Source organism: Haloarchaeobius sp. HME9146 (genome assembly GCF_025399835.1).
Taxonomy (GTDB): domain Archaea; phylum Halobacteriota; class Halobacteria; order Halobacteriales; family Natrialbaceae; genus Haloarchaeobius.
Genome location: NZ_JAODVR010000001.1, coordinates 1,525,419 through 1,543,536, shown reverse-complemented (window position 1 = coordinate 1,543,536; position 18,118 = coordinate 1,525,419). Strand labels below are relative to the sequence as shown.

General features: G+C 68.4%; 15 protein-coding genes. 4 read left to right on the top strand and 11 right to left on the bottom strand.

The window, feature by feature from the left end; all coding sequences use genetic code 11:
• Positions 1-19: 19 nt before the first annotated feature.
• The 3 genes from N6C22_RS07900 to folP form a co-directional block, all read right to left on the bottom strand.
• Complete coding sequence (locus N6C22_RS07900) at positions 20-457, bottom strand: hypothetical protein (protein ID WP_261650554.1); 438 nt, start codon at positions 455-457, stop codon at positions 20-22.
• A 47-nt stretch (positions 458-504) separates the two neighbouring features.
• On the bottom strand, positions 505-1,131 hold the full coding sequence (locus tag N6C22_RS07895) for a class I SAM-dependent methyltransferase (protein WP_261650553.1): 627 nt from the start codon (positions 1,129-1,131) through the stop codon (positions 505-507).
• A 210-nt stretch (positions 1,132-1,341) separates the two neighbouring features.
• Positions 1,342-3,780 (bottom strand): dihydropteroate synthase, encoded by a 2,439-nt coding sequence (gene folP / locus N6C22_RS07890; RefSeq protein ID WP_261650552.1) that lies wholly within the window; start codon positions 3,778-3,780, stop codon positions 1,342-1,344.
• A 252-nt stretch (positions 3,781-4,032) separates the two neighbouring features.
• Here folP and N6C22_RS07885 point away from each other — a divergent pair, with 252 nt between their 5' ends.
• Both N6C22_RS07885 and N6C22_RS07880 read left to right on the top strand, forming a co-directional pair.
• Entirely contained in the window at positions 4,033-4,926 is an 894-nt protein-coding gene (locus N6C22_RS07885; protein ID WP_261650551.1) for a hypothetical protein, read from the top strand.
• 91 nt (positions 4,927-5,017) lie between these two features.
• The gene (locus tag N6C22_RS07880; protein ID WP_261650550.1) at positions 5,018-5,854 is read left to right on the top strand and encodes a hypothetical protein; all 837 of its coding nucleotides are present in this window, start codon (positions 5,018-5,020) and stop codon (positions 5,852-5,854) included.
• Positions 5,855-5,912: 58 nt separating this feature from the next.
• Here the strand turns inward: N6C22_RS07880 and N6C22_RS07875 are convergent, their stop codons facing one another.
• From N6C22_RS07875 to purH, 3 genes are all read right to left on the bottom strand, one after another.
• Positions 5,913-6,803 carry a hypothetical protein gene (locus N6C22_RS07875; protein WP_261650549.1) on the bottom strand — a complete coding sequence of 297 codons (891 nt, stop codon included), beginning with the start codon at positions 6,801-6,803 and terminating at the stop codon, positions 5,913-5,915.
• Between the two features lie 62 nt (positions 6,804-6,865).
• Positions 6,866-7,420 carry an SHOCT domain-containing protein gene (locus N6C22_RS07870; RefSeq protein WP_261650548.1) on the bottom strand — a complete coding sequence of 185 codons (555 nt, stop codon included), beginning with the start codon at positions 7,418-7,420 and terminating at the stop codon, positions 6,866-6,868.
• A gap of 363 nt (positions 7,421-7,783) precedes the next feature.
• The gene (purH, locus tag N6C22_RS07865; RefSeq protein ID WP_261650547.1) at positions 7,784-9,400 is read right to left on the bottom strand and encodes a bifunctional phosphoribosylaminoimidazolecarboxamide formyltransferase/IMP cyclohydrolase; all 1,617 of its coding nucleotides are present in this window, start codon (positions 9,398-9,400) and stop codon (positions 7,784-7,786) included.
• Between the two features lie 164 nt (positions 9,401-9,564).
• Here purH and purB point away from each other — a divergent pair, with 164 nt between their 5' ends.
• On the top strand, positions 9,565-10,944 hold the full coding sequence (gene purB / locus N6C22_RS07860; RefSeq protein ID WP_261650546.1) for an adenylosuccinate lyase: 1,380 nt from the start codon (positions 9,565-9,567) through the stop codon (positions 10,942-10,944).
• 4 nt (positions 10,945-10,948) lie between these two features.
• Here purB and N6C22_RS07855 read toward each other — a convergent pair whose 3' ends face one another.
• Both N6C22_RS07855 and N6C22_RS07850 read right to left on the bottom strand, forming a co-directional pair.
• Complete coding sequence (locus tag N6C22_RS07855) at positions 10,949-12,457, bottom strand: DUF1440 domain-containing protein (RefSeq protein ID WP_261650545.1); 1,509 nt, start codon at positions 12,455-12,457, stop codon at positions 10,949-10,951.
• Entirely contained in the window at positions 12,457-14,226 is a 1,770-nt protein-coding gene (locus N6C22_RS07850; RefSeq protein ID WP_261650544.1) for an NAD(P)/FAD-dependent oxidoreductase, read from the bottom strand. The genes N6C22_RS07855 and N6C22_RS07850 overlap by 1 nt, the downstream gene beginning before the upstream one ends.
• 430 nt (positions 14,227-14,656) lie before the next feature.
• Between N6C22_RS07850 and N6C22_RS07845 the strand changes: the two genes are divergently transcribed.
• Positions 14,657-15,733: a phosphotransferase family protein gene (locus N6C22_RS07845; protein WP_261650543.1), complete on the top strand. Its 1,077-nt coding sequence runs from the start codon at positions 14,657-14,659 to the stop codon at positions 15,731-15,733.
• Here the strand turns inward: N6C22_RS07845 and N6C22_RS07840 are convergent.
• The 3 genes from N6C22_RS07840 to N6C22_RS07830 are packed head-to-tail and all read right to left on the bottom strand — an operon-like array spanning position 15,708 to position 18,057.
• Positions 15,708-16,322 carry a TetR/AcrR family transcriptional regulator gene (locus N6C22_RS07840; RefSeq protein ID WP_261650542.1) on the bottom strand — a complete coding sequence of 205 codons (615 nt, stop codon included), beginning with the start codon at positions 16,320-16,322 and terminating at the stop codon, positions 15,708-15,710. The genes N6C22_RS07845 and N6C22_RS07840 overlap by 26 nt on opposite strands.
• A complete protein-coding gene (locus N6C22_RS07835; RefSeq protein WP_261650541.1) occupies positions 16,319-17,107 on the bottom strand; it encodes an ABC transporter permease in 789 nt (262 codons plus the stop codon). Before N6C22_RS07835 ends, N6C22_RS07840 begins: the two co-directional genes overlap by 4 nt.
• A complete protein-coding gene (locus N6C22_RS07830) occupies positions 17,107-18,057 on the bottom strand; it encodes an ABC transporter ATP-binding protein (RefSeq protein WP_261650540.1) in 951 nt (316 codons plus the stop codon). The genes N6C22_RS07835 and N6C22_RS07830 overlap by 1 nt, the downstream gene beginning before the upstream one ends.
• Positions 18,058-18,118 lie beyond the last annotated feature (61 nt).

Sequence of the window (18,118 nt, the reverse complement as noted above, 5' to 3'; positions counted from 1 at the left end):
GTGGGTCACACCGAACGACTCAGGCCGCCTGTGCCAGCACGACCAGCGTGTCGCCACCCTCGACCACGAGTTCGAGGACGGGTTCGAACCCGGCGACGTCGAGCGGCGTGTACCCGGTCTCGGCGGTGACGCTCGTCAGGAGGTACCCGTTCGGCCGCAAGACCCGCCGGTACTCGACGAGCGTGTCGTGTGCCGGGGTCGCGGCGACCACCGCGTCGATGGTGCAGGTGTCACCGATGGGCATCTCGGCGTCGACCGTTCGCCGGGGCTCCGGAAGGTCGAGGGCAGAGAGGGGGTCGTCGGTCTTGCCGACGAGCAGGTCTGCGTCGTCGTCGAGCACCGCCTGGAGGGCCGCCGCCATGGAACCGGGGCCGCCACGTTCGAGCCGGGTCACCGTCGGGTCGTCACCGTGTTGCGTCGCAGTATCGAGATCGCCGCGGGGAGTCGTCGTCGCCATGGTCAACAGCCACGAAGACCGGGGGTATCCCCGTTCTCCTTAATCACTTAGGCTCGGCGCTGGCCGAGCAGGAACTGGAAGGCACCGTCACCCATCTCGTCACCGACGATGTCGGCTCTCTCGACCGCGAAACCGGCGTCCTCGACGAGTTCGCGCTCGGTCTCGGCGTCGTAGAAACTCCAGCGCATCTCGACGCCGCCGTCGAGCCAGTTCGGGTTCGAGCCCTCCCACTCGCCCGCGCCGGTGCTCACGAGGAGCCAGCCGCCGGGCTCGACGACCCGCGCGAACTCACGGTAGAGTTCAGCGTGCTCCGCTCGCGGGACGTGGATGGTCGCGTGGTAGCAGACGAGCCCGGCGAACGCGCCAGTGGCGAACGGCAGCCGAGTGAGGTCGCCCTGGACGAAGTCGCCATCAGGGACCGCATCGGTCGCGCGACGGACCTGCTCGCGCGAGATGTCGAGTCCGGTCACGTCGTACTCGGGGACGAGGCGTGCGGCACAGCGCTGGCCATCGCCACAGCCGGCGTCGAGGACTGCGCTGGCGCTGGCGACGCGCTGGCGGAAGTCGTCGAGCAGTGGCGCGCCGGCTGGCCCATCGTCGCGCTCCGCGGCGTAGGCGTCGGCGACCACGTCGTACCCCTCGCGGACGACGCGGCGGTGCTCGTCGTTGGTCATCTGCCGGAGCGACTCGCGGCGGAGAGAAATCACTTCGGGTGGTGTGTGACCGGGTGTGTCGGCAGGGCAAACAGGCGGGTCGGTGACCGAATCGGATTCCCGTCGCGGCGACCCGCACACCAGCCTCGACCGACGACGGGTCGGTTCTCAGGAGATAGCGAGACTGGCCGCGGCATCCGATAAGAAGGGTCGGGGCGGATTCGAGAGTGCTTACTTCGAGAACGCGCCGGGGTCACGCGCCGCCGTCGCGACGCGGACTGCGGCGATGTTCTCCGCGACGTCGTGGACGCGGACGATGTCCGCGCCGCGGTCGGCCGCGATGGCGGTCGCGGCGACGGTCGCGTGTTCGCGCTCGTCGGCGTCGCGGCCGATATAGCCGAACATCGACTTGTGCGAGTGGCCGACAAGGACGGGACAGCCGAGCGCGCGGAACTCGTCGATGCGCCCGAGCAGGTCGAAGGACTCCGCGGCGGTCTTGCCGAAGCCGAGACCCGGGTCGACGAGTATCTGCTCGCGGTCGAGCCCGGCCTTCTCCGCGAGCAAGACCTGCTCGCCGAGCTGGTCGATGACGTCGTCGACCACGTCGTCGTACTCGATGTCGTTGTCGGGGTCGACCGGCGTGTCGATGCTGTGCATCACGATGAGCGGGGCGTCGAACTCGGCCGCGACGAAGCGCATCTCCGGGTCGTCCAGCCCGGACACGTCGTTGAGCACGTCCGCCCCGGCGTCGAGGGCGGCGCGAGCGACCGCGGCCTTCCGGGTGTCGACCGAGATGGTGGTGTCGATGCCGGCGTCACGGATGGCCTCGATGGCGGGGACGACGCGGTCGATCTCGTCCTCGACGGAGACTTCCTCGGCACCGGGGCGGGTCGACTCGCCGCCGATGTCGATGATGTCCACCCCGGCGTCGACCATCTCCTGGGCGTGTTCGACGGCCGCGTCGACGGCGTCGAACTCGCCGCCGTCGTGGAAGGAGTCCGGCGTGACGTTCAGGATGCCCATGACGGCGGTCCCGTCCTGCCAGGGATAGTCGGTGGGGGAGTCGGGCTGCTGGATGTCGAGCGCCTCGCGGAGTTCGGTCGCGAACTGGGCCAGCCCGTAGGGTTGCCCGTCGAGCTTGTCTGTGAGCCGCTTGAACTGCGAGAGCGTCCCCATGAGCACGACGTCGAGGCGTTCACCGTCGGTCTCCAGGCCGGAGACGGAACACTCGCCGCCCAGGCTGAGCATCTCCTCCTTGAGATAGGACGCCTGGCGCTTCTGGACGCGGGTCTTCAGCACGCGGTGGACGCCCTTGGCACGCATCCGCCAGATGCCGGGTTCGGTGACGCTGGCTGATTCGAGCACGTCGCGGGCGTCGTCGAGGTCGCGAACCGTCTTCGGAATCTCGACGCGGGTCCAGCGCGTGCGGGCCTCGGCGACGGTGAACAGCGACCCCGTGACCAGCACGCAGTCGTCTTCGTCGGCGGCCTCCATGGCCCGGTCGAGTGCGGTGTCGACCGACGTTCTGACCGTGCGGTCCGTCACGCCCGCCTCCTCGAACACCCGAGCGAGGACCGCCGAGTCCTCGGCACGGTCGAGGTTCGGCTCGCAGGTGTACACCGCGTCGGGTGTGGGCAGGACCGCGGCCATCTCGGCGTGGTCCTTGTCGTGCATCGCACCGAAGACGAGGTGTAACTCGTCGTACTCGAACTCGTCGAGGACCGTCGCGACCTTCTCGCAGGCACCGGGGTTGTGCGCCCCGTCGAGGACGGTCAGTGGCGATTCCGAGAGCACCTCGAAGCGCCCCGGCCAGTGGGCGTTCCGCAGCCCTCTCGCGAGCGTCGCCTCGTCCACGTCGGCGACCTGTCTGGCGAGGGTCGCCGCGATACCGGCGTTGACCGACTGGAACTCCCCGAGGACCGGAATCCGCGTCTCGACGCGCCAGTCCGGACCGTCGAGGACGATACCCGCTTCGGCGCCATCGACACGACCCTCGTAGGTGGTCTCGACGTCGCCGTCGGGGCCGACCGTAATCACGTCGCCAGCCTGCTTCTTCACGGCCTTCAGCGCGGCTCCCGTCGTCCCCGTCACGAGTGGGGCATCGTCGGGCGCGACGTGGGCCTTGTCGGTGGCGATCTCCTCGACGGTGTCGCCGAGGACGCTGGTGTGTTCGAGCGAGACGCTCGTGACCGCACTCGCGGCGGGGTCGACGACGCTCGTCGCGTCGTACTTGCCGCCGATACCGACCTCGAGGACGGCCACGTCGACGCCCTGGCGGTCGAAGTACCAGAGCGCGAGGGCGGTCATCGCCTCGAAGAAGGTGGGGGATTCGCCGGCCGCGCCGCGGTCGGTGACGTACGGCTGGACCGTCTCGACGAACTCGGTGAGTGCGGTCCGGGTGACCTTGCGCCCGTCGACGCGAACCCGCTCTCGCACGTCCTCGAAGTGGGGCGAGGTGTACAGCCCGACCGTCCGGTCGGTGTCGCGAAGCACCGACTCCACCATGCGGGCCGTACTGCCTTTGCCGTTCGAGCCGGCGACCTGGACCACAGTGAGGTCGTCGTGGGGGTCGCCGAGGTGGGCGAGGAGGTCCGCGGTCGACTCGGTGCCGGGGCGGGGCCCGTACCGGCGCAGGTCGAAGAGCGCGTTCGCGGCCTCGTGGTACTGCATATCCGAAGGTCCGGGGCGGCCCGCTTTAGCCTGTCGAACTGCGAAGCCAGACTCGGTCGACGGCCACGGACGCGTGACAGCCGCGTGCTTCTGTAATATCTTGTACCAGTTGTGCTATTTCCGGGCGCGGATACAGGGATTTTACCCACCTGAACCCGGCCCAAGCTGCCTGTTTTACCGAGACGCGGCTCCACTGAAAATCATTTTTCAGTATGATGAACCTATAAGTTGTCGGGTACAGTACGAAGCCACATGAATCGACGACGGTTCCTCGCTGTCGCGGCCGGTGGGCTGAGTGCCACCGCCGGCTGCCTCGACGCCCTCTCAGAGGATACAGGCCCTCCCGGGGGCGGAGGGACACGCTCCGAGACCCAGACCGCCCCGGCGACCGTGCGGCCGACGACGAAGGTCGTCACGACCGACATCGGTTCCCCGGCGAGCGTCGGTGATATCGCCGCCACCGTCACCGCTGCGGGCGTGTGGCGGCGGACGACGCGAACCGGCACCGACCGGTCGGTCGTCGCCGCCGCAGACCGCCAGTACCTCGTCTTTCACGTCAGGACGGCTCATGCCGAGCCGGCCGCCACCGAGACGCCGGCGGCTGCCCAGTCGACCACCTCCGCCTCCGCCACCCGGACCACCGCAACGTCCCCGGACGCGAACGAGCTCTCACTGGCCCTCTCGCTCGATGGCGTGACCTACACGCGCGTCTTTCCGACGGACACCTGCGAGGACGGGCATGGCTCGTTCGCCGTCCCGGTCCCCGCCGGTATCGACGCGTCGAACGGCGCTGTGATGTGGTACGCGCCCGGTGGCACCACCGTTCGGTGGCCGCTCTCGTCGGGACACTTCGACCAGCTCGACCGGACGCCGCGTTTCGTGCTCGAATCGTTCGAGGTCGGGCCGGGAGACACCCAGCTACCGGTCCGGCTCTCGGTCAGCAATCAGGGCAGTCGAGCCGGTCGCTTCCTCGCCGAACTTCGGACCAAATCGGCGACACAGGGCGAGTCCATCTCGTTCGGCGTCCCCCTCGACGAACCGGTCACGTACCACACCAGCGCCCCGGTTCCGCGGGCCGACCACGACCAGGCGACCGTCCTCCTGCGCTGGGGCGACACCGTCCACGAGCAGACGGTCGATCTCTGAGCGCGGTCCGCGTCGTCGGCTTGCCGCGTAACGTACAACGGACGTTTCAGCTAGCTGAAAGCACTTATCCGGGTAGTGGGAAGTCGGGAACATGAACAGACGGCGTTTCCTCGCCACCGCCGGAGCCGCGATTCCAGTAGCCCTCGCCGGCTGTGTCGGCTCGGACGGGCTGGGTACCGACTCCGGTCGGGAGCCGGCCGAGACGGGCACCGACCCATCGCCGACCGACTCGACAGCCCTCGACAGCACGGCGACCGACCCCGCGTCCGGAGACGGGTACGACCTCGTCGTCGAGAACGTCGCGGTGTACCGCCGGACGACGACCGCCGCGAACGGCGTCCACGTCGACGTCGCTGCCGACCCCGAGCGCCAGTACGTCGTCGCGGACGTCGGCGTGTTGCCCCCGGAAGATGGCGAGACCGCAGCGGACCCGCCCGCACCGACCGACCTCGAGTTCACGGTCACACTCGACGGCGAGTCGTACGGGAACGCCTTCGCGACCGAGTTCGGCAGCCAGTACGCGACGACCATCGCCGTCCCGGTCCCCACCGGCATCGAACCCGGGACGGGCGAGCTCGCCGTCGGTCCTGCGGGAGACGGCGGTATCCGACACGAGTTCACCGCTGCCCAGCTCGCCCGAATCGCTCGCGTCCCACAGTTCACCCTCGAGTCGTTCACCGTCGAAGGCGGCAACGCGTCGGCCCGCGCGACCCTCGAGGTCACGAACGAGGGCGACCGCGACGGGCGGTTCATGGCCGAGCTGGGCACGGACTACATCAGCGACACCCCCGAGGTGACGTTCGAGGTTCCGGCTGGCGAGACGGTGACGACAGAAGAGAGCGTGTCAGTCTACGCGGAGGACACAGCCGAAGTGACCGTCGTCCTCGGCTGGGGGAGCACGTATCACCGCCGGACGGTCACACTGTGACGCTCCCGGCGGACGGTCACGCTGTGACGCTGCCGGCGGGGTGCCATCCAGCACGCCGTCAGTGTACCCGACCCTGCAACCAGAACACGCCCTCCACGTCGTCGCCTTTCTCGGGCTCGAAGTCGCCACAGAGTCGCTCCGCGGCATACAGCATCACCTGGTACTCGGTCCCGTCGTCGCCGCGGAACAGGGGAACGCGCATCCGGTAGAGCGGCTGGCCGCCGAAGTCGACCTCGGTGACGGTCTCGACCGTCGTCTGGAAGATGTAGTCGTCCACGTCACCACCCTCGAACGGGACGAACCCGGCCATTCCCTCGGTCGAGAACTCGTTGCCCTCGTCGTCGGTGAGGGTCTCCGTCTCGGCCGGGTTCAGGTCGTACGCCAGCGCCGCGAGTTCGACCTCGCAGTCCCCGCCGAAGTAGTCGTCCTCGTGCTCCCAGAAGTTCGTCGTGAAGAACGAGACCGTCGCGTCGCCGAGCGTGCCCGAGAGCTGTGCTTCGGCCCCGTTCGCCCACGGGATGAGTTCGGAGACGGTCACCTCGTGGGTGATTCCCTCCGCGGTCGGGTAGCCGGACCAAATCTCACCGGCCTCGCTGGCGATGGCCATGGTCGAGAGCGCACCGGTGCCGCCCCGGTACCCGACGACGATCTCGTCGTCGACCTGCCTGCCCTCGGTCGCGGTCCCCGACTCGACCGCGCCCATGATCGCCTGCATGACGGCGTCGTCGCCTTCGACGACTGTGTCCCAGTGGCTCCCGTGGCTCCCACTCTTGGCCCCCTCGCGGGCCACGTTCACCCCGGAACGCCCCCGCCCCTCGGGGTCCGACATCTCCCCGGGTGTCACGTCCGCGTCGTCGTACCCCGCCGCTGGCCCGACGGATTCGTCCCCCGTCGATGCAGTCTCGTCGCTCCCACCGAACAGACCTCGCAACCGGTCGAACAGTCCCATGTGAGAACAGAATCGGCCGACCGTGGAATGTCTTGCCCTCGGCCGGAGGCGGGAGGAGAGACCTACGTCGTCTCGCGGTCGACCTCTCGTCGCCGGTCCCGCTCCGTGTCGTCCAGCAGCGCGTCGAGGTCGTCACGGAACTCCCTGTTCTCGAACCCCTCCTCGTCCTCGTACAGCCGCTGGAGTTCGCGCTCGAACTCCGAATCGGAGAGGTCGCCGTCGACGTACCGCTCCGTCAGTTCCTCGCGCTTCTCTTCGAGGGTCGGCTCCGGCGGCGCGAACCACTCCGAGACCCCGTACTGGCGCGCCTGCGGGACCGCGAACTCGACCAGTGCCGCGGCGTTGGAGATGCGCTGGCTGTTCAGGCTCGGCATCGACACCTGGCTGACGATGGCCACCACCAGCCAGAGCACCCAGACCCCCGAGAGGAGCGTCAGCAGGAGAGCTGCGACGACCCAGGGGGCGATGGCTCCGACGAAGGTGAACAGGCTCCCGGCGGTCCCGAGCGCCGCGACCGCCTGGAGGAGCCCCCACGCCGAGACGCCGACGAGGGTGAACAGGGTCAGGACGAGCATGGCCACGAGCGCCTTGACCTTCCGACTGGAGAGCAGACCCATGTGGTATCCTGTAGGGCGGCGGCGTACTTCAAACGAGAAGGTTCCTGTCTGGGGGGTGGTCGTGGGTTCGTCGGGCGGTTCGAGTGGGAACGACGATGGGTGTGGCTGGCAGTACGAGTGTGCTCGGTGGCGAGAAGCAGACGACTCGCGCTGGTGGCTATGACCGCCACCGCACAGCACCGCACCCACACCCTCCCCAGCCGACTCCCTCCGTTGCACTCCGGTCGTCCCTCGCACGGCACTGACTCGTGGCCTCGCTCACGGGTCGTTCCTCCCCGTTCGCTGTCGAGGCGACTGCGTCGCCTCGCACGGCACACTCGTCAGCGCGCGCCAACCGCCGTCAAAAAGTCGACTCTCCGTCGCTCAGTCGTGACGGAAGCACCGAGTCCCGGTCATGACCATCGTCATGCCGAGTTCGTCGGCGGCCTCGATGACCTTGTCGTCGTTCTTCGACCCGCCGGGCTGGATGACCGCTTCCACGCCGGCTTCCGCGGCTTCCTCGACGGCGTCCGGGAACGGGAAGAACGCGTCGCTGCCCATCACGGCCCCGTCGGCGGACTTGCCCTCGGCGTCACGCTCAGCCTTCATCGCCGCGATCTCGACCGCGTCCACGCGGGAGACCTGACCCACGCCGAGGCCCACGGTCTCGGTCCCCTTCGCGAAGACGATACCGTTGGACTTCACGTGCTTCTGGACCTTCCACGCGAACAGCATCGTCTCGAGTTCCTCCTCGGTCGGCTCGCGCTCGGTGACGACTTCGAGGTCCTCTCGGGTGACCTCGTCGAGGTCGCGCTCCTGCACGAGGCGGCCACCGACGAGTTCCTTGCTGGTGAACGTCTCCGTGACCTCGCCGAGTTCGCCCACGTCGAGCACGCGGAGGTTCTTCTTCTCGGTGAGGACGTCGAGCGCGTCGTCGGTGTAGCCGGGGGCGACGACGACCTCCTTGAACGAGTCGGTGATGAGTTCGGCCGTCTCGGCGTCGCATTCGCGGTTGAGCGCGACGATGCCGCCGAAGGCGGACTTTGCGTCCGTCGCGAGGGCGTCGGCGTACGCCTCGCTCAGGGTGTCGGCGACGGCACAGCCGGCCGGGTTGGTGTGCTTGATGACCGCGGCGGCGGGCTCGTCGAACTCCTTGATGAGGTTCAGCGCGCCGTCGGCGTCGTTGTAGTTGTTGTAGCTGAGTGCCTTCGCGCCCTCGTTGAGCTGCTCGGCGTGGACGACGCTGGCCTCCTCGCAGGTGTTGTCGGCGTAGAGGGCGGCGTCCTGGTGCGGGTTCTCGCCGTAGCGGAGGTCGGCGTGGCGGTCCTCGGTGACGACCCGGCGCTGGGGCAGGTCGGCGGCCTCGTCGCCCTCGACCGAAACCGAATTGGACTCGAAGTCGACGCTGAGGCGGTCCTGTGCGAACCACTTGACGGCGCGCGGGTACGCCTTGAACTCGCCCTCGTAGAGGACGCGCTCTTTCAGCGAGTCCGTGTCGTCACCCTCGTAGACGGGGACGGGTTCCTGCGTGACGATGGGGCCGGCGTCGACGTCGGTGTCGACCACGTTGCCGTCCTCGTCGACCGCGTTCGTGACGGCGTGGACCGTGCAGCCGACGGTCTTCACGCCCGCGTCGAGCGCGTCGCCCCAGGCGTCCATGCCGGGGAACGACGGGAGCAGGCTCGGGTGGACGTTCAGCGTCAGCGGCATCTCGTCGAGGAAGGTCTCCGAGAGCACGCGCATGTAGCCGTCCAGACAGACGAGGTCGAAGTCGTAGTTCGAAAGCGCCTCGACCACGCGCTGCTCGTGCTCGCGTCGGCTCTCCCCGTCTTCCATGGGGACCGCCTCGGTGGCGATGCCGCGCTCCTCGGCGTCGGCGAGGACGGGCGCGTCCTCGTCGTTCGTCAGGACGACGGCGAGCTCCGCGCCGCCCGGTGTGAGGTCGTCGATGTGCAGGAGATTGCGACCACGGTTCCCGGCGAGACCGGCGATGCGTGTCATACCTGTGTGGCGTGGTGCGGGCAGGAAAGTAGTTGCGGTTGCGAGCGCAAAAGTATGCACGAGTCTGCATACTTTCCCGATTCGAGCGCCAAGAAACGAGTTTCCTGTGCACGAACGCGGATGGTTCCGACAGGCTTTTGCGACCCGCCCGGGCAGTGTCGTCCATGCCGAATCCGCTCTTCGCCGTCTCGCCCCTCGACGGCCGTTACGCCGGTCGCACCCGACCGCTCGCGCCGTACGCCAGCGAGTCCGCGCTCATGCGCGCTCGCGTGCAGGTCGAAGTCGAGTACCTCGTCGCGCTCGCCGACCTCGACGCGACACCGCTCGAAATCGACGAGGCACAGCGCGCCCACCTGCGCTCGCTGTACGAGGAATGGGACGAGGCGGACGCCGACCTCGTCAAGACCATCGAAACCGACGGCTACGGCGAGTTCACCGCCACGAACCACGACGTGAAGGCGGTCGAGTACTTCGTTCGGGTGAACCTGCCCGAGGACCTCGACGCCGCCCAGTGGATCCACTTCGGGCTCACCAGCGAGGACGTGAACAACCTCGCACACCGCCTGCTCGTCTCGGGAGCGGTCGAGGAGGTCCTGTTCCCCGAACTCGATTCCCTGGTCGACCAGCTCACCGAGATGGCCCAGGAACACCGCGACCTGCCGATGCTCGCACACACCCACGGCCAGCCCGCCACGCCGACGACCTGGGGAAAAGAGGCCGCGGTGTACGCGGCCCGACTGGGCAGAACGCGCGCCCGGCTCCAGGGCGCGGTCGAGTCGCTGGCAGGCAAGCTCGGCGGCGCCTCCGGCACCTACGCGGCCCACGTCGCCGCCTACCCCGACGTGGACTGGCGGTCCTTCGCCCAGGAGTTCGTCACCGACCTCGGCCTCGACTTCGCGCCGGTCACCACGCAGGTCAACCCCTGCGACGACCTTGCCGAAGTCTTCGACGCGGCCCGCGGCGTCAACAACGTCCTGCTCGACATGGACCGCGACTTCTGGCTCTACGTCTCGAAGCGCTACCTCGGGCAGGAAGCCGTCGAGGGCGAGACCGGCTCCTCGACGATGCCGCACAAGGTCAACCCCATCGACTTCGAGAACAGCGAAGGAAACCTCTCGAAGGCGAACTCCGACCTCACCTTCCTCGCGGACTACGTGACGACCTCGCGACTCCAGCGTGACCTCTCCGATTCCACAGTGAAACGGAACATCGGCGCCGCCTTCGCCCACTGTCTCATCGGCTACACCAAGGCCCAGAACGGACTCGCGAAGGTCGTCCCGAACGAGCACGTCATGCGCGAGGACCTGCAGGAAACACCGGAAATCATCGGCGAGGCCGTCCAGACCATCCTCCGGCGCGAGGGCGACACCGCGGCCTACGAGCGCGTCAAGGAACTCACCCGCGGCAAGCGCGTCACCATCGAGGACTTCTACGACCTGTTCGACGACCTCGACGTCAGCGAGGACGTGCGCGAGGAGCTGAAGGCGCTGACCCCGGAGGGCTACGTCGGCGTCGGCTCGGACCTCGTGGACGAACTCGACTGAGCGCCTATCCCAGCCCGAGCACACCCAGCAGTGCGAACGCGACGATCGCCAGCACGAACGCCCAGACCGCCGGTGCAGGCGTGCCGACCGGCCGGGTCCGCTTCGCCAGTCGCGCCGCGATTCGCGGGTCCAGTCGGCCCCAGGCGCGCTGGCGACGCTCCAGCAGGGAGAAACTCACCCCGGTTGCTGCCCCGTATACCAGGTGCCCGACCAGCGACGGAATCGCCGCGGCGATGCCGGCCGGATGCCAGGCGAGAGGCTGGCCGAGCAGCGTCGGCATGAGCGTCAGCGGCCCGATGAACCACCAGACGAGCCCGTAGGAGAGTCCCCAGGCTGCACCCGACCCGAGGTCCGGTGACTCGTACCGGAACAGCTGGACGTACGTCGCCCCGACGAAGGCACTGATACCCATGTGCACGAGGAACCCGACGACGGGCGAGTCCGACCCGACGAGCGACGCGACGAGCACGATGTCCCCGGTGGCGACCATCACCATCCCGAACAGGAGGCCGCCGGTGACGCTCCCGAGTGTCCCCCAGACGGTCGCCTGCAAGACCTTGATACCTGGCCCCTCGACCGCCCGGTTCAGCGGGTCCGAAGCGTAGAACAGCACGACCCAGACGCGGTCGACGAACGCGTAGCTCGCGCCGACGACGAGCCCGTACACGACGTGGCCAACGAGCGTGCCACCACCGGCCTGCATCGCGGTCGCGGACCAGTCGACGGGGAAGCCCCGAAGCAGGGGCATGAGCGTGAGCGCGCCGAGCAGCCACCAGAACAGCCCGTAGGCCATTCCCCAGCCGAGTGCGGACCCGGTCCCGCGGGTGTCGCGCTGGAAGAGGAACCCGAAGGTCGCCCCGATGGTCGCCGCGACGGTGAAGTGGACCAGCAGGCCGGTCCCTGCCCCGGTGCGACCGACCAGCGACGCGACGAGCGGGAGCATCCCGACCTGCACCATCCAGACGCTGAACGCCCACCCGCCGGCGATTCCGGCGACGCCGCCGACGAGGAGTGCCCTGTTCCTGTCGATACGCGGTTCGGCGGTCTCGTCGCTCTCGTCGCTCTCGTGCCCTGGGCCATCGGTTGCGGCACGAGCACGCGCCTGCCAGCCGCCCACCGCAAGCCCGACGGGCGCACCGAGACCGAGCACGGCCCCGGCCAGCCAGGGGAGCCTGTCCCGGATGCCCGCCGTACCGAGGGTCGGCAACACCCCGAGCGACCCGCCGAGGGCCAGACACCCAAGTACCACGACCCAGGCGAGAACCGCCGTCGCCAGTCCCCACATCAGCCCGCGCCCGGGGTTCGACGACCGGCCACCCAGGGCCAGCGCGAAGCCCGCACCGAACGCGATGCCTGTGGGGAGCCACAGCGGTGATGCGACGTCTCCCACGGCGACGACGACGAGCCCGCCAGCCAGTCCGGCAAGACTCCCGGCGAAGGCGGTCGATGTGACCGCCAGCGTCGGACGCGACGACGGGACGGTGGCCTCTGCCCGAGGGACGGGAGCGGCCATCAGCACCGCCCCTCCCCCGCCACGACCTGCGCGATGTCACGGGGGAAGACGAGTTCGGTCGTCCACTTCACGAGCACCTGGAGCTGGCGCTCGGCGTCGGGCAGTTTCGCGAGGTACGCCGTCCGCCACAGGACCCAGGCGAACAGCCCGACGAACCGGTGTGACCGCCCCCGAAGGCACAGCTCCGCACACGCCTGCTGGTGGCCGACGACGCAGAGGGACCCCCGGGACTGGTACCGGAACGGCGTCGGCTCGTGGCCGCTCACGACCGCGTGGAGGTTCCGCGCGAGTGCCCTCGCGGCCCGGACCGCGTGCTGGGCTGTCGCCGGATACCGCTGCCCGGAGTCGGGGTCGGTCACGGCGGCGCAGTCGCCCGCGGCCCACAGGTCAGCGTGGTCGGGCACCTGCAACGTCGCGGTCGTGGGCACCGCCTTTCCCTCGGTCAACGGGACGCCGAGGGTCTGTACGAGCGGATTCGGACGCACCCCGATGGTCCAGACGACCGTCTCCGTCTCGATCCGGTCTCCGGTCGAGAGCGAGACGACGCCCTCAGCGACCTCGTCCACGCGCTGGCCGAGGCGGAAGTCGACCCCGCGCTCGCGCATCGTCGCCAGCGCGTACTCGCCGAGTGACGCGGGCAACTCGGGCAGGATGTGTCCGTGGGAGTGGACGACCGTCACGCCGATGGCGTCCGCGGGAACGTTCGGGTAGTAGACTGCCATGCCGCGGACGAAGTCGTTCAGGGTTCCCGCGAGTTCGGCCCCGGCGAAGCCGGCCCCCGCCACGACGAACGTGACGAGTGCGCGCTGAGTCTCGGGGTCCGGTTCGCGGTCGGCGCGCTCGAAGCAGTCGATGACGTGGTTCCGCAGGGCCACCGCGTCTGCCAGCGTCTTGAACCCGAAGGCGTGCTCCTCGACGCCGGACACCAGCCCGGTCTGTGCGACCGACCCGACCGCGAGGACGAGGTGGTCGTAGTCGATGGCGTCGCCCTCGATGTCGGCGGCCACGACGTTCCCTGCCAGCCCACCGTCGGGCGCGACCCGGCCACGGTCCGGGACGCGTTCGGTATCGGTCCGGGGTGACCCGAGAAACACCCGCTTCGCGACGGTGTCGACCGCCGTCGCTTCCCCGCGGACGACCCGGGTCCGCCGCAGGGTGGTCCGGAGCGGCGTGACGACGTGTGACGGGTCGAGGCTCCCGGCCGCGACCTCGGCCAGCAATGGCGTATACAGGGTCGTGTTCGTCTCGCTCACGAGCGTCAACTGGACCGTCGGGTCCGGCCCGAACCGGGATTCGAGTTCGCGGGCGGCGGTGAGACCTGCAAAGCCACCGCCCAGGACGACGATTCGCGTCGCCGCAACCGACGACTCCGGCACTGGTTCCTCGCTCCCCGTTTCGACAGCGCTCCGAACGCGTGTGCTCGCCGGAACGACCGCAATCCCGAACGCCAGCCCGGCGAGCATCCACACCGGGAGCGCCGGGAGGCCGGCCGCAACACCAGCGAGCGTCCACCCGACCGGGGCACCGGCAGCCAGCGGCCCGACGACCAGCTGGACGATCGCCCACGCCGGAACGGACAGCGCCGCGGCGGTCAGGCCGTGGTCGACCGGTGTCCCGGTCGTCGTTCGGAAACCGGTGCAGTACAGCACGCCACAGCCCACGCCGACAAGCAGCCCCGGCGGGCCGAGGACGGCGACGAGCACGAACCCGGGCAACAGGCCGACACCAGCCCCGACGAGCAGGTGCCACCGGTCGGCAACTTCCCCCATACCGTGCTAGTACCACACATAGCGGGTTCAACCCGCCGCTTCCCCTCATTCCACGGGGGGAAGAGACGGCGAGCGAGATTGGAAGAGAGTAACACACCGCCAGTAGAATTTTAGTATTCTGGGCCGACATTCGAGCTAACAGCGATGAACTGAGGTCCCTCCTTCGGCCGCGCCACGGTCCACGCGCTGGTACCGACGTAGTCCCGACGCCAGCGGACCGTGCAGGCCGGACACCGCCGGTCGCCACGTCCCGGTAGCCACGTCGCTACCGACGCGACCAGCAGTGTTCTCTCGCATCTATCCCGGACAGCCCAGCGGGTATCCACACAGACACGATGCACACCGATTCGACACACGACACAGCAGCCAAGACACCCGCGACGAACAGCCCGACAGAACACGCAGCCAGCGCCCACGACACACGACACCCATGAAGTACGACAGAACCGTCTCCGACGAGACGCTCACCCGGATGGTACAGCACATCGAACCGACCTGGACAGTTTCCGACGCGACGCCCGCGACCGGCGGCCACCACATCGTCTACCTGCTCACCGTCGAGACCGAGACAGGCACACGTGACTGCGTCCTCAAGGCGACACCACCAGGGAAAGACCCAATGTGCGACGTGGAGGCCCGGATGCTCGCCATCGTCGCGGCGAACACGACGATGCCCGTCCCCGAGGTGTTCGGGGTCGTGGACGAGCACGGCGACCTCCCGGCACCGTTCTTCCTCGCGTCGACGCTCCCGGGGGAAGACTACCAGCGGACCGAACTGGCACGCGTCGCCGACGTGGACCTCGAAACGCTCGCGCGCTCGTGCGGCCGCCACCTCGCCAGCCTGCACGACCTCGACCTGGTTTCGGGGTACGGCTACGTCGGCGTCGAGTACGACCGCCCACTCGCGGGCGACCGGCCCAGTTCCAACCCTGACCAGCTGGTCGTCCGCAATCCGACCGACGACTGGAAATCCTGCCTGCGCGACTCCGTCGAGGCCATCGTCGAGGGACTGGCCGAGACGCGTTTCGACAACCTCGTCGGGGGCGTTGAACCGGCGCTCGACGGCCGTCTCGACCGGCTCTCCGGCCGGTTCGACCCGGTCGTCTGTCGCATCGACAACTCCATCGACAACCTGCTCGTCGACCCCGAAACGAGTGAAGTGACCGGATTCCTCGACTGGGAGTTCCAGTTCGCCGGGACGCCGGCCTATGACCTCGCGTTCGTCACGCACAGCATGGCGGGCGGGGCGTGGGCGTACGTCCCCGGCGTGCCGAACCACGAGGCGACCATCCGGCGTGGGTTCCTCGACGGCTATCGCGAGGTCGGACCTGGCCACGTCGTCGAGCAGTACGAAACACACGGCGAGTGCTACGAGTTGCTTGCGCTCTGCCACGCGATGCTCAACTTCGAGACGGTGATGGAACAGGCCGACGCGACCGACGAACAGCGCGACGGAGCAGCCGAGGCTCTCACAGACGCGGTCAGCGTGCTGTGTGAGAACCAGTAAGCCCCTTCGCGACCGCCCGGATAACGAGGTCGCGCGTCTCGGGGTAGAGGTCATCTCCGATGTCGTCCTGGTGCAGCGTGAGAAACGACACCGACCGGATGGCGTTCGCGACCACCTTCGGGCTCGGTCCCTGGACCTCGCCCGCCTCGTACCACGCCTCGACGTAGGGCAGGAAGTACGCGAGCGATTCCTCGCGGCCCTCGCGCAGTTCCTCGTCGGTGTGGTAGTCCCGCAGCAGCTGCATCTCCTGTGGTTCGACCACGAGCCGGCGCACCAGTGGGTTCGTCTCTATCTCGTCCATCAGTGCGGTCAGGAACCCCACGATGGCCGCTTCCGGGTCGTCGTGTTCCTCGAAGGCTGCGATGATGCGAGGCAGCATCTCCTCGCCCTCGCGTTCGAGAATCTCGACGTACAGCTCCTCCTTCGAATCGAAGAACTGGTAGAAGGTGCTGGTGGCGATTCCGACGGGCTCCGTCAGGTCCGCGATGGTCGTCTTCTTCAGCCCGTAGTGGCTGAACAGCTCGCGTCCCTCTTCGACCAGGCGCTCGCGGATGCGCTCGCGCTCGGTCTCGCTGAACCCGCCGCTCATGCGATGTCCTTCCGGCGGAAGTACTCGCGGCTCGCCAGGACCAGCACCGCGCTGGCGGCGAGCAGGAGGACAGCGCCCCCGAGGTCCCACTCGCTGTGGACGAGGACGGCACCCGGGTCGTAGTAGCGCTGGGGTGCGATGGCCCCGAGCCACGAGAAGTCGGTCCCAGCGGTGACCGAGTCGATGAGGAACAGGCCGAACACGACACCCATGGCGGCCCGCTGGGCGATGCCGGCCCGGTCGAAGACGACCGAGGTGACCAGCCCGATGGCGGCCGCCGTGAGCAGGTACGGAATCGACAGCAGGTGGACCATCACGAGGTCGGCGACGGAGATGGATTCGCCGATGGCGACGACGCCCGCGAACACGATGACCGGCATCGCCGCGTTGATGACGAGCACCGGGACGAGCATCGACCCGAACTTCTCCAGCAGGACCCGCGAGCGCGAGACCGGCAGCGAGAGCGTCATGTCCATGCGCCCGTGCTCGATGTCGTCCGCGACGAGCGACGCCGCGGCGTAGGCCATGTACAGCCCGAGGAGGATGACCCAGCCGAAGGCGTACAGCTCTGCAGCGAGGAACCCCTCGATGGTGCCGAGCGACTCCGTGCCGAACGCTTCCCGGAGTGCCGGCGGGAACGCCTGCATGTACTCGTCGAGGTCGACCGCGGCCGTGATGGTCGGGAACATGTAGATGTAGAGGGCGGTCATCAGCCCCAGCCCGAGCGTCATGAGCCCGGCTCCCTTCACCCGGCGCCTGCCGTGGTAGCGCGCGAGCTCGAACATCAGGCGACCACCTCGTCGTCGCCGTAGAACCGCATGAACACCTGTTCGAGCGGGGCCTCCTCGACGTCGAGTTCGAGCACGTCGTAGCCGTCGACGAAGTCGACGAGCGAGTTGAAATCACCCGTGTAGGTGAACGTGAGCTCCGACGCCGACCCCGGAACGCTGCCGCCGTTGGCCATCGGGGCTTCGGTGACGAGGCCATCGACCGGTCGGACCGACAGGTCGTGGACGCCGTCGAGGGTCACGTCCGCCGGCGCGAGGTCGCTCGCGACGCGGAGCCGGACGAACTTCCCGCTGCGGTCGAGCAGGTCGGAGACCGTCTCGACCGTGACGATGTTCCCCTCGCGGATGATGCCGATGCGGTCGCACACCCGGCGGACCTCGCTGAGGACGTGTGAGGAGAGGAAGATGGTCGTCCCCGCCTCTTTCTCCTGGCGGATGAACTCGTTGAAGCGCTGTTGCATCAGCGGGTCCAGCCCGGCCGTCGGCTCGTCCATGATGACGAGGTCCGGGTCGTGCATGAACGCCTGCACGAGCCCGAGCTTCTGCTTGTTCCCGGTCGAGTACTCGCGGATCTTGCGGTCGAGCGGCGGGTCGAACAGCTCCAGCAGTTCCGCGCGACGGGTGTCTCCCTTGATGGACGCGTGAAGGTCGAGGACCTCGCGACCGGTCGCGTTCTCGTCGAAGCTCGGGTTCGCCGGCAGGTAGCCGATGCGCTGTTTCGCCTGGATGAGGGCCGCTTCGTCGCGGATGTCGTGCCCGAGCAGGCTCGCGGTGCCCGCCGTCGGTTCGAGGAACCCCATCAGGGTCCGGATGGTCGTCGTCTTGCCGGCCCCGTTCGGACCGAGGTACCCGAAGACCTCGCCCTCTGCGACGCTGAACGACACGTCGTCGTTGGCGAGCACCTCGCCGTAATCCTTCGTCAGACCGGACACCGAGATCGCGCTCATTACTCAGGACTACGAGGAATGAACTCATAAATATATCGTTCATATATTTTTGAGGCGCCTG

What these genes read in the sequence shown, in the direction of transcription:
- N6C22_RS07900 (WP_261650554.1), bottom strand. Translation starts at nt 457, where the DNA reads ATGGCGACGACGACTCCCCGCGGCGATCTCGATACTGCGACGCAACAC.
- N6C22_RS07895 (WP_261650553.1), bottom strand. Translation starts at nt 1,131, where the DNA reads ATGACCAACGACGAGCACCGCCGCGTCGTCCGCGAGGGGTACGACGTG.
- folP (WP_261650552.1), bottom strand. Translation starts at nt 3,780, where the DNA reads ATGCAGTACCACGAGGCCGCGAACGCGCTCTTCGACCTGCGCCGGTAC.
- N6C22_RS07885 (WP_261650551.1), top strand. Translation starts at nt 4,033, where the DNA reads ATGAATCGACGACGGTTCCTCGCTGTCGCGGCCGGTGGGCTGAGTGCC.
- N6C22_RS07880 (WP_261650550.1), top strand. Translation starts at nt 5,018, where the DNA reads ATGAACAGACGGCGTTTCCTCGCCACCGCCGGAGCCGCGATTCCAGTA.
- N6C22_RS07875 (WP_261650549.1), bottom strand. Translation starts at nt 6,803, where the DNA reads ATGGGACTGTTCGACCGGTTGCGAGGTCTGTTCGGTGGGAGCGACGAG.
- N6C22_RS07870 (WP_261650548.1), bottom strand. Translation starts at nt 7,420, where the DNA reads ATGGGTCTGCTCTCCAGTCGGAAGGTCAAGGCGCTCGTGGCCATGCTC.
- purH (WP_261650547.1), bottom strand. Translation starts at nt 9,400, where the DNA reads ATGACACGCATCGCCGGTCTCGCCGGGAACCGTGGTCGCAATCTCCTG.
- purB (WP_261650546.1), top strand. Translation starts at nt 9,565, where the DNA reads ATGCCGAATCCGCTCTTCGCCGTCTCGCCCCTCGACGGCCGTTACGCC.
- N6C22_RS07855 (WP_261650545.1), bottom strand. Translation starts at nt 12,457, where the DNA reads ATGGCCGCTCCCGTCCCTCGGGCAGAGGCCACCGTCCCGTCGTCGCGT.
- N6C22_RS07850 (WP_261650544.1), bottom strand. Translation starts at nt 14,226, where the DNA reads ATGGGGGAAGTTGCCGACCGGTGGCACCTGCTCGTCGGGGCTGGTGTC.
- N6C22_RS07845 (WP_261650543.1), top strand. Translation starts at nt 14,657, where the DNA reads ATGAAGTACGACAGAACCGTCTCCGACGAGACGCTCACCCGGATGGTA.
- N6C22_RS07840 (WP_261650542.1), bottom strand. Translation starts at nt 16,322, where the DNA reads ATGAGCGGCGGGTTCAGCGAGACCGAGCGCGAGCGCATCCGCGAGCGC.
- N6C22_RS07835 (WP_261650541.1), bottom strand. Translation starts at nt 17,107, where the DNA reads ATGTTCGAGCTCGCGCGCTACCACGGCAGGCGCCGGGTGAAGGGAGCC.
- N6C22_RS07830 (WP_261650540.1), bottom strand. Translation starts at nt 18,057, where the DNA reads ATGAGCGCGATCTCGGTGTCCGGTCTGACGAAGGATTACGGCGAGGTG.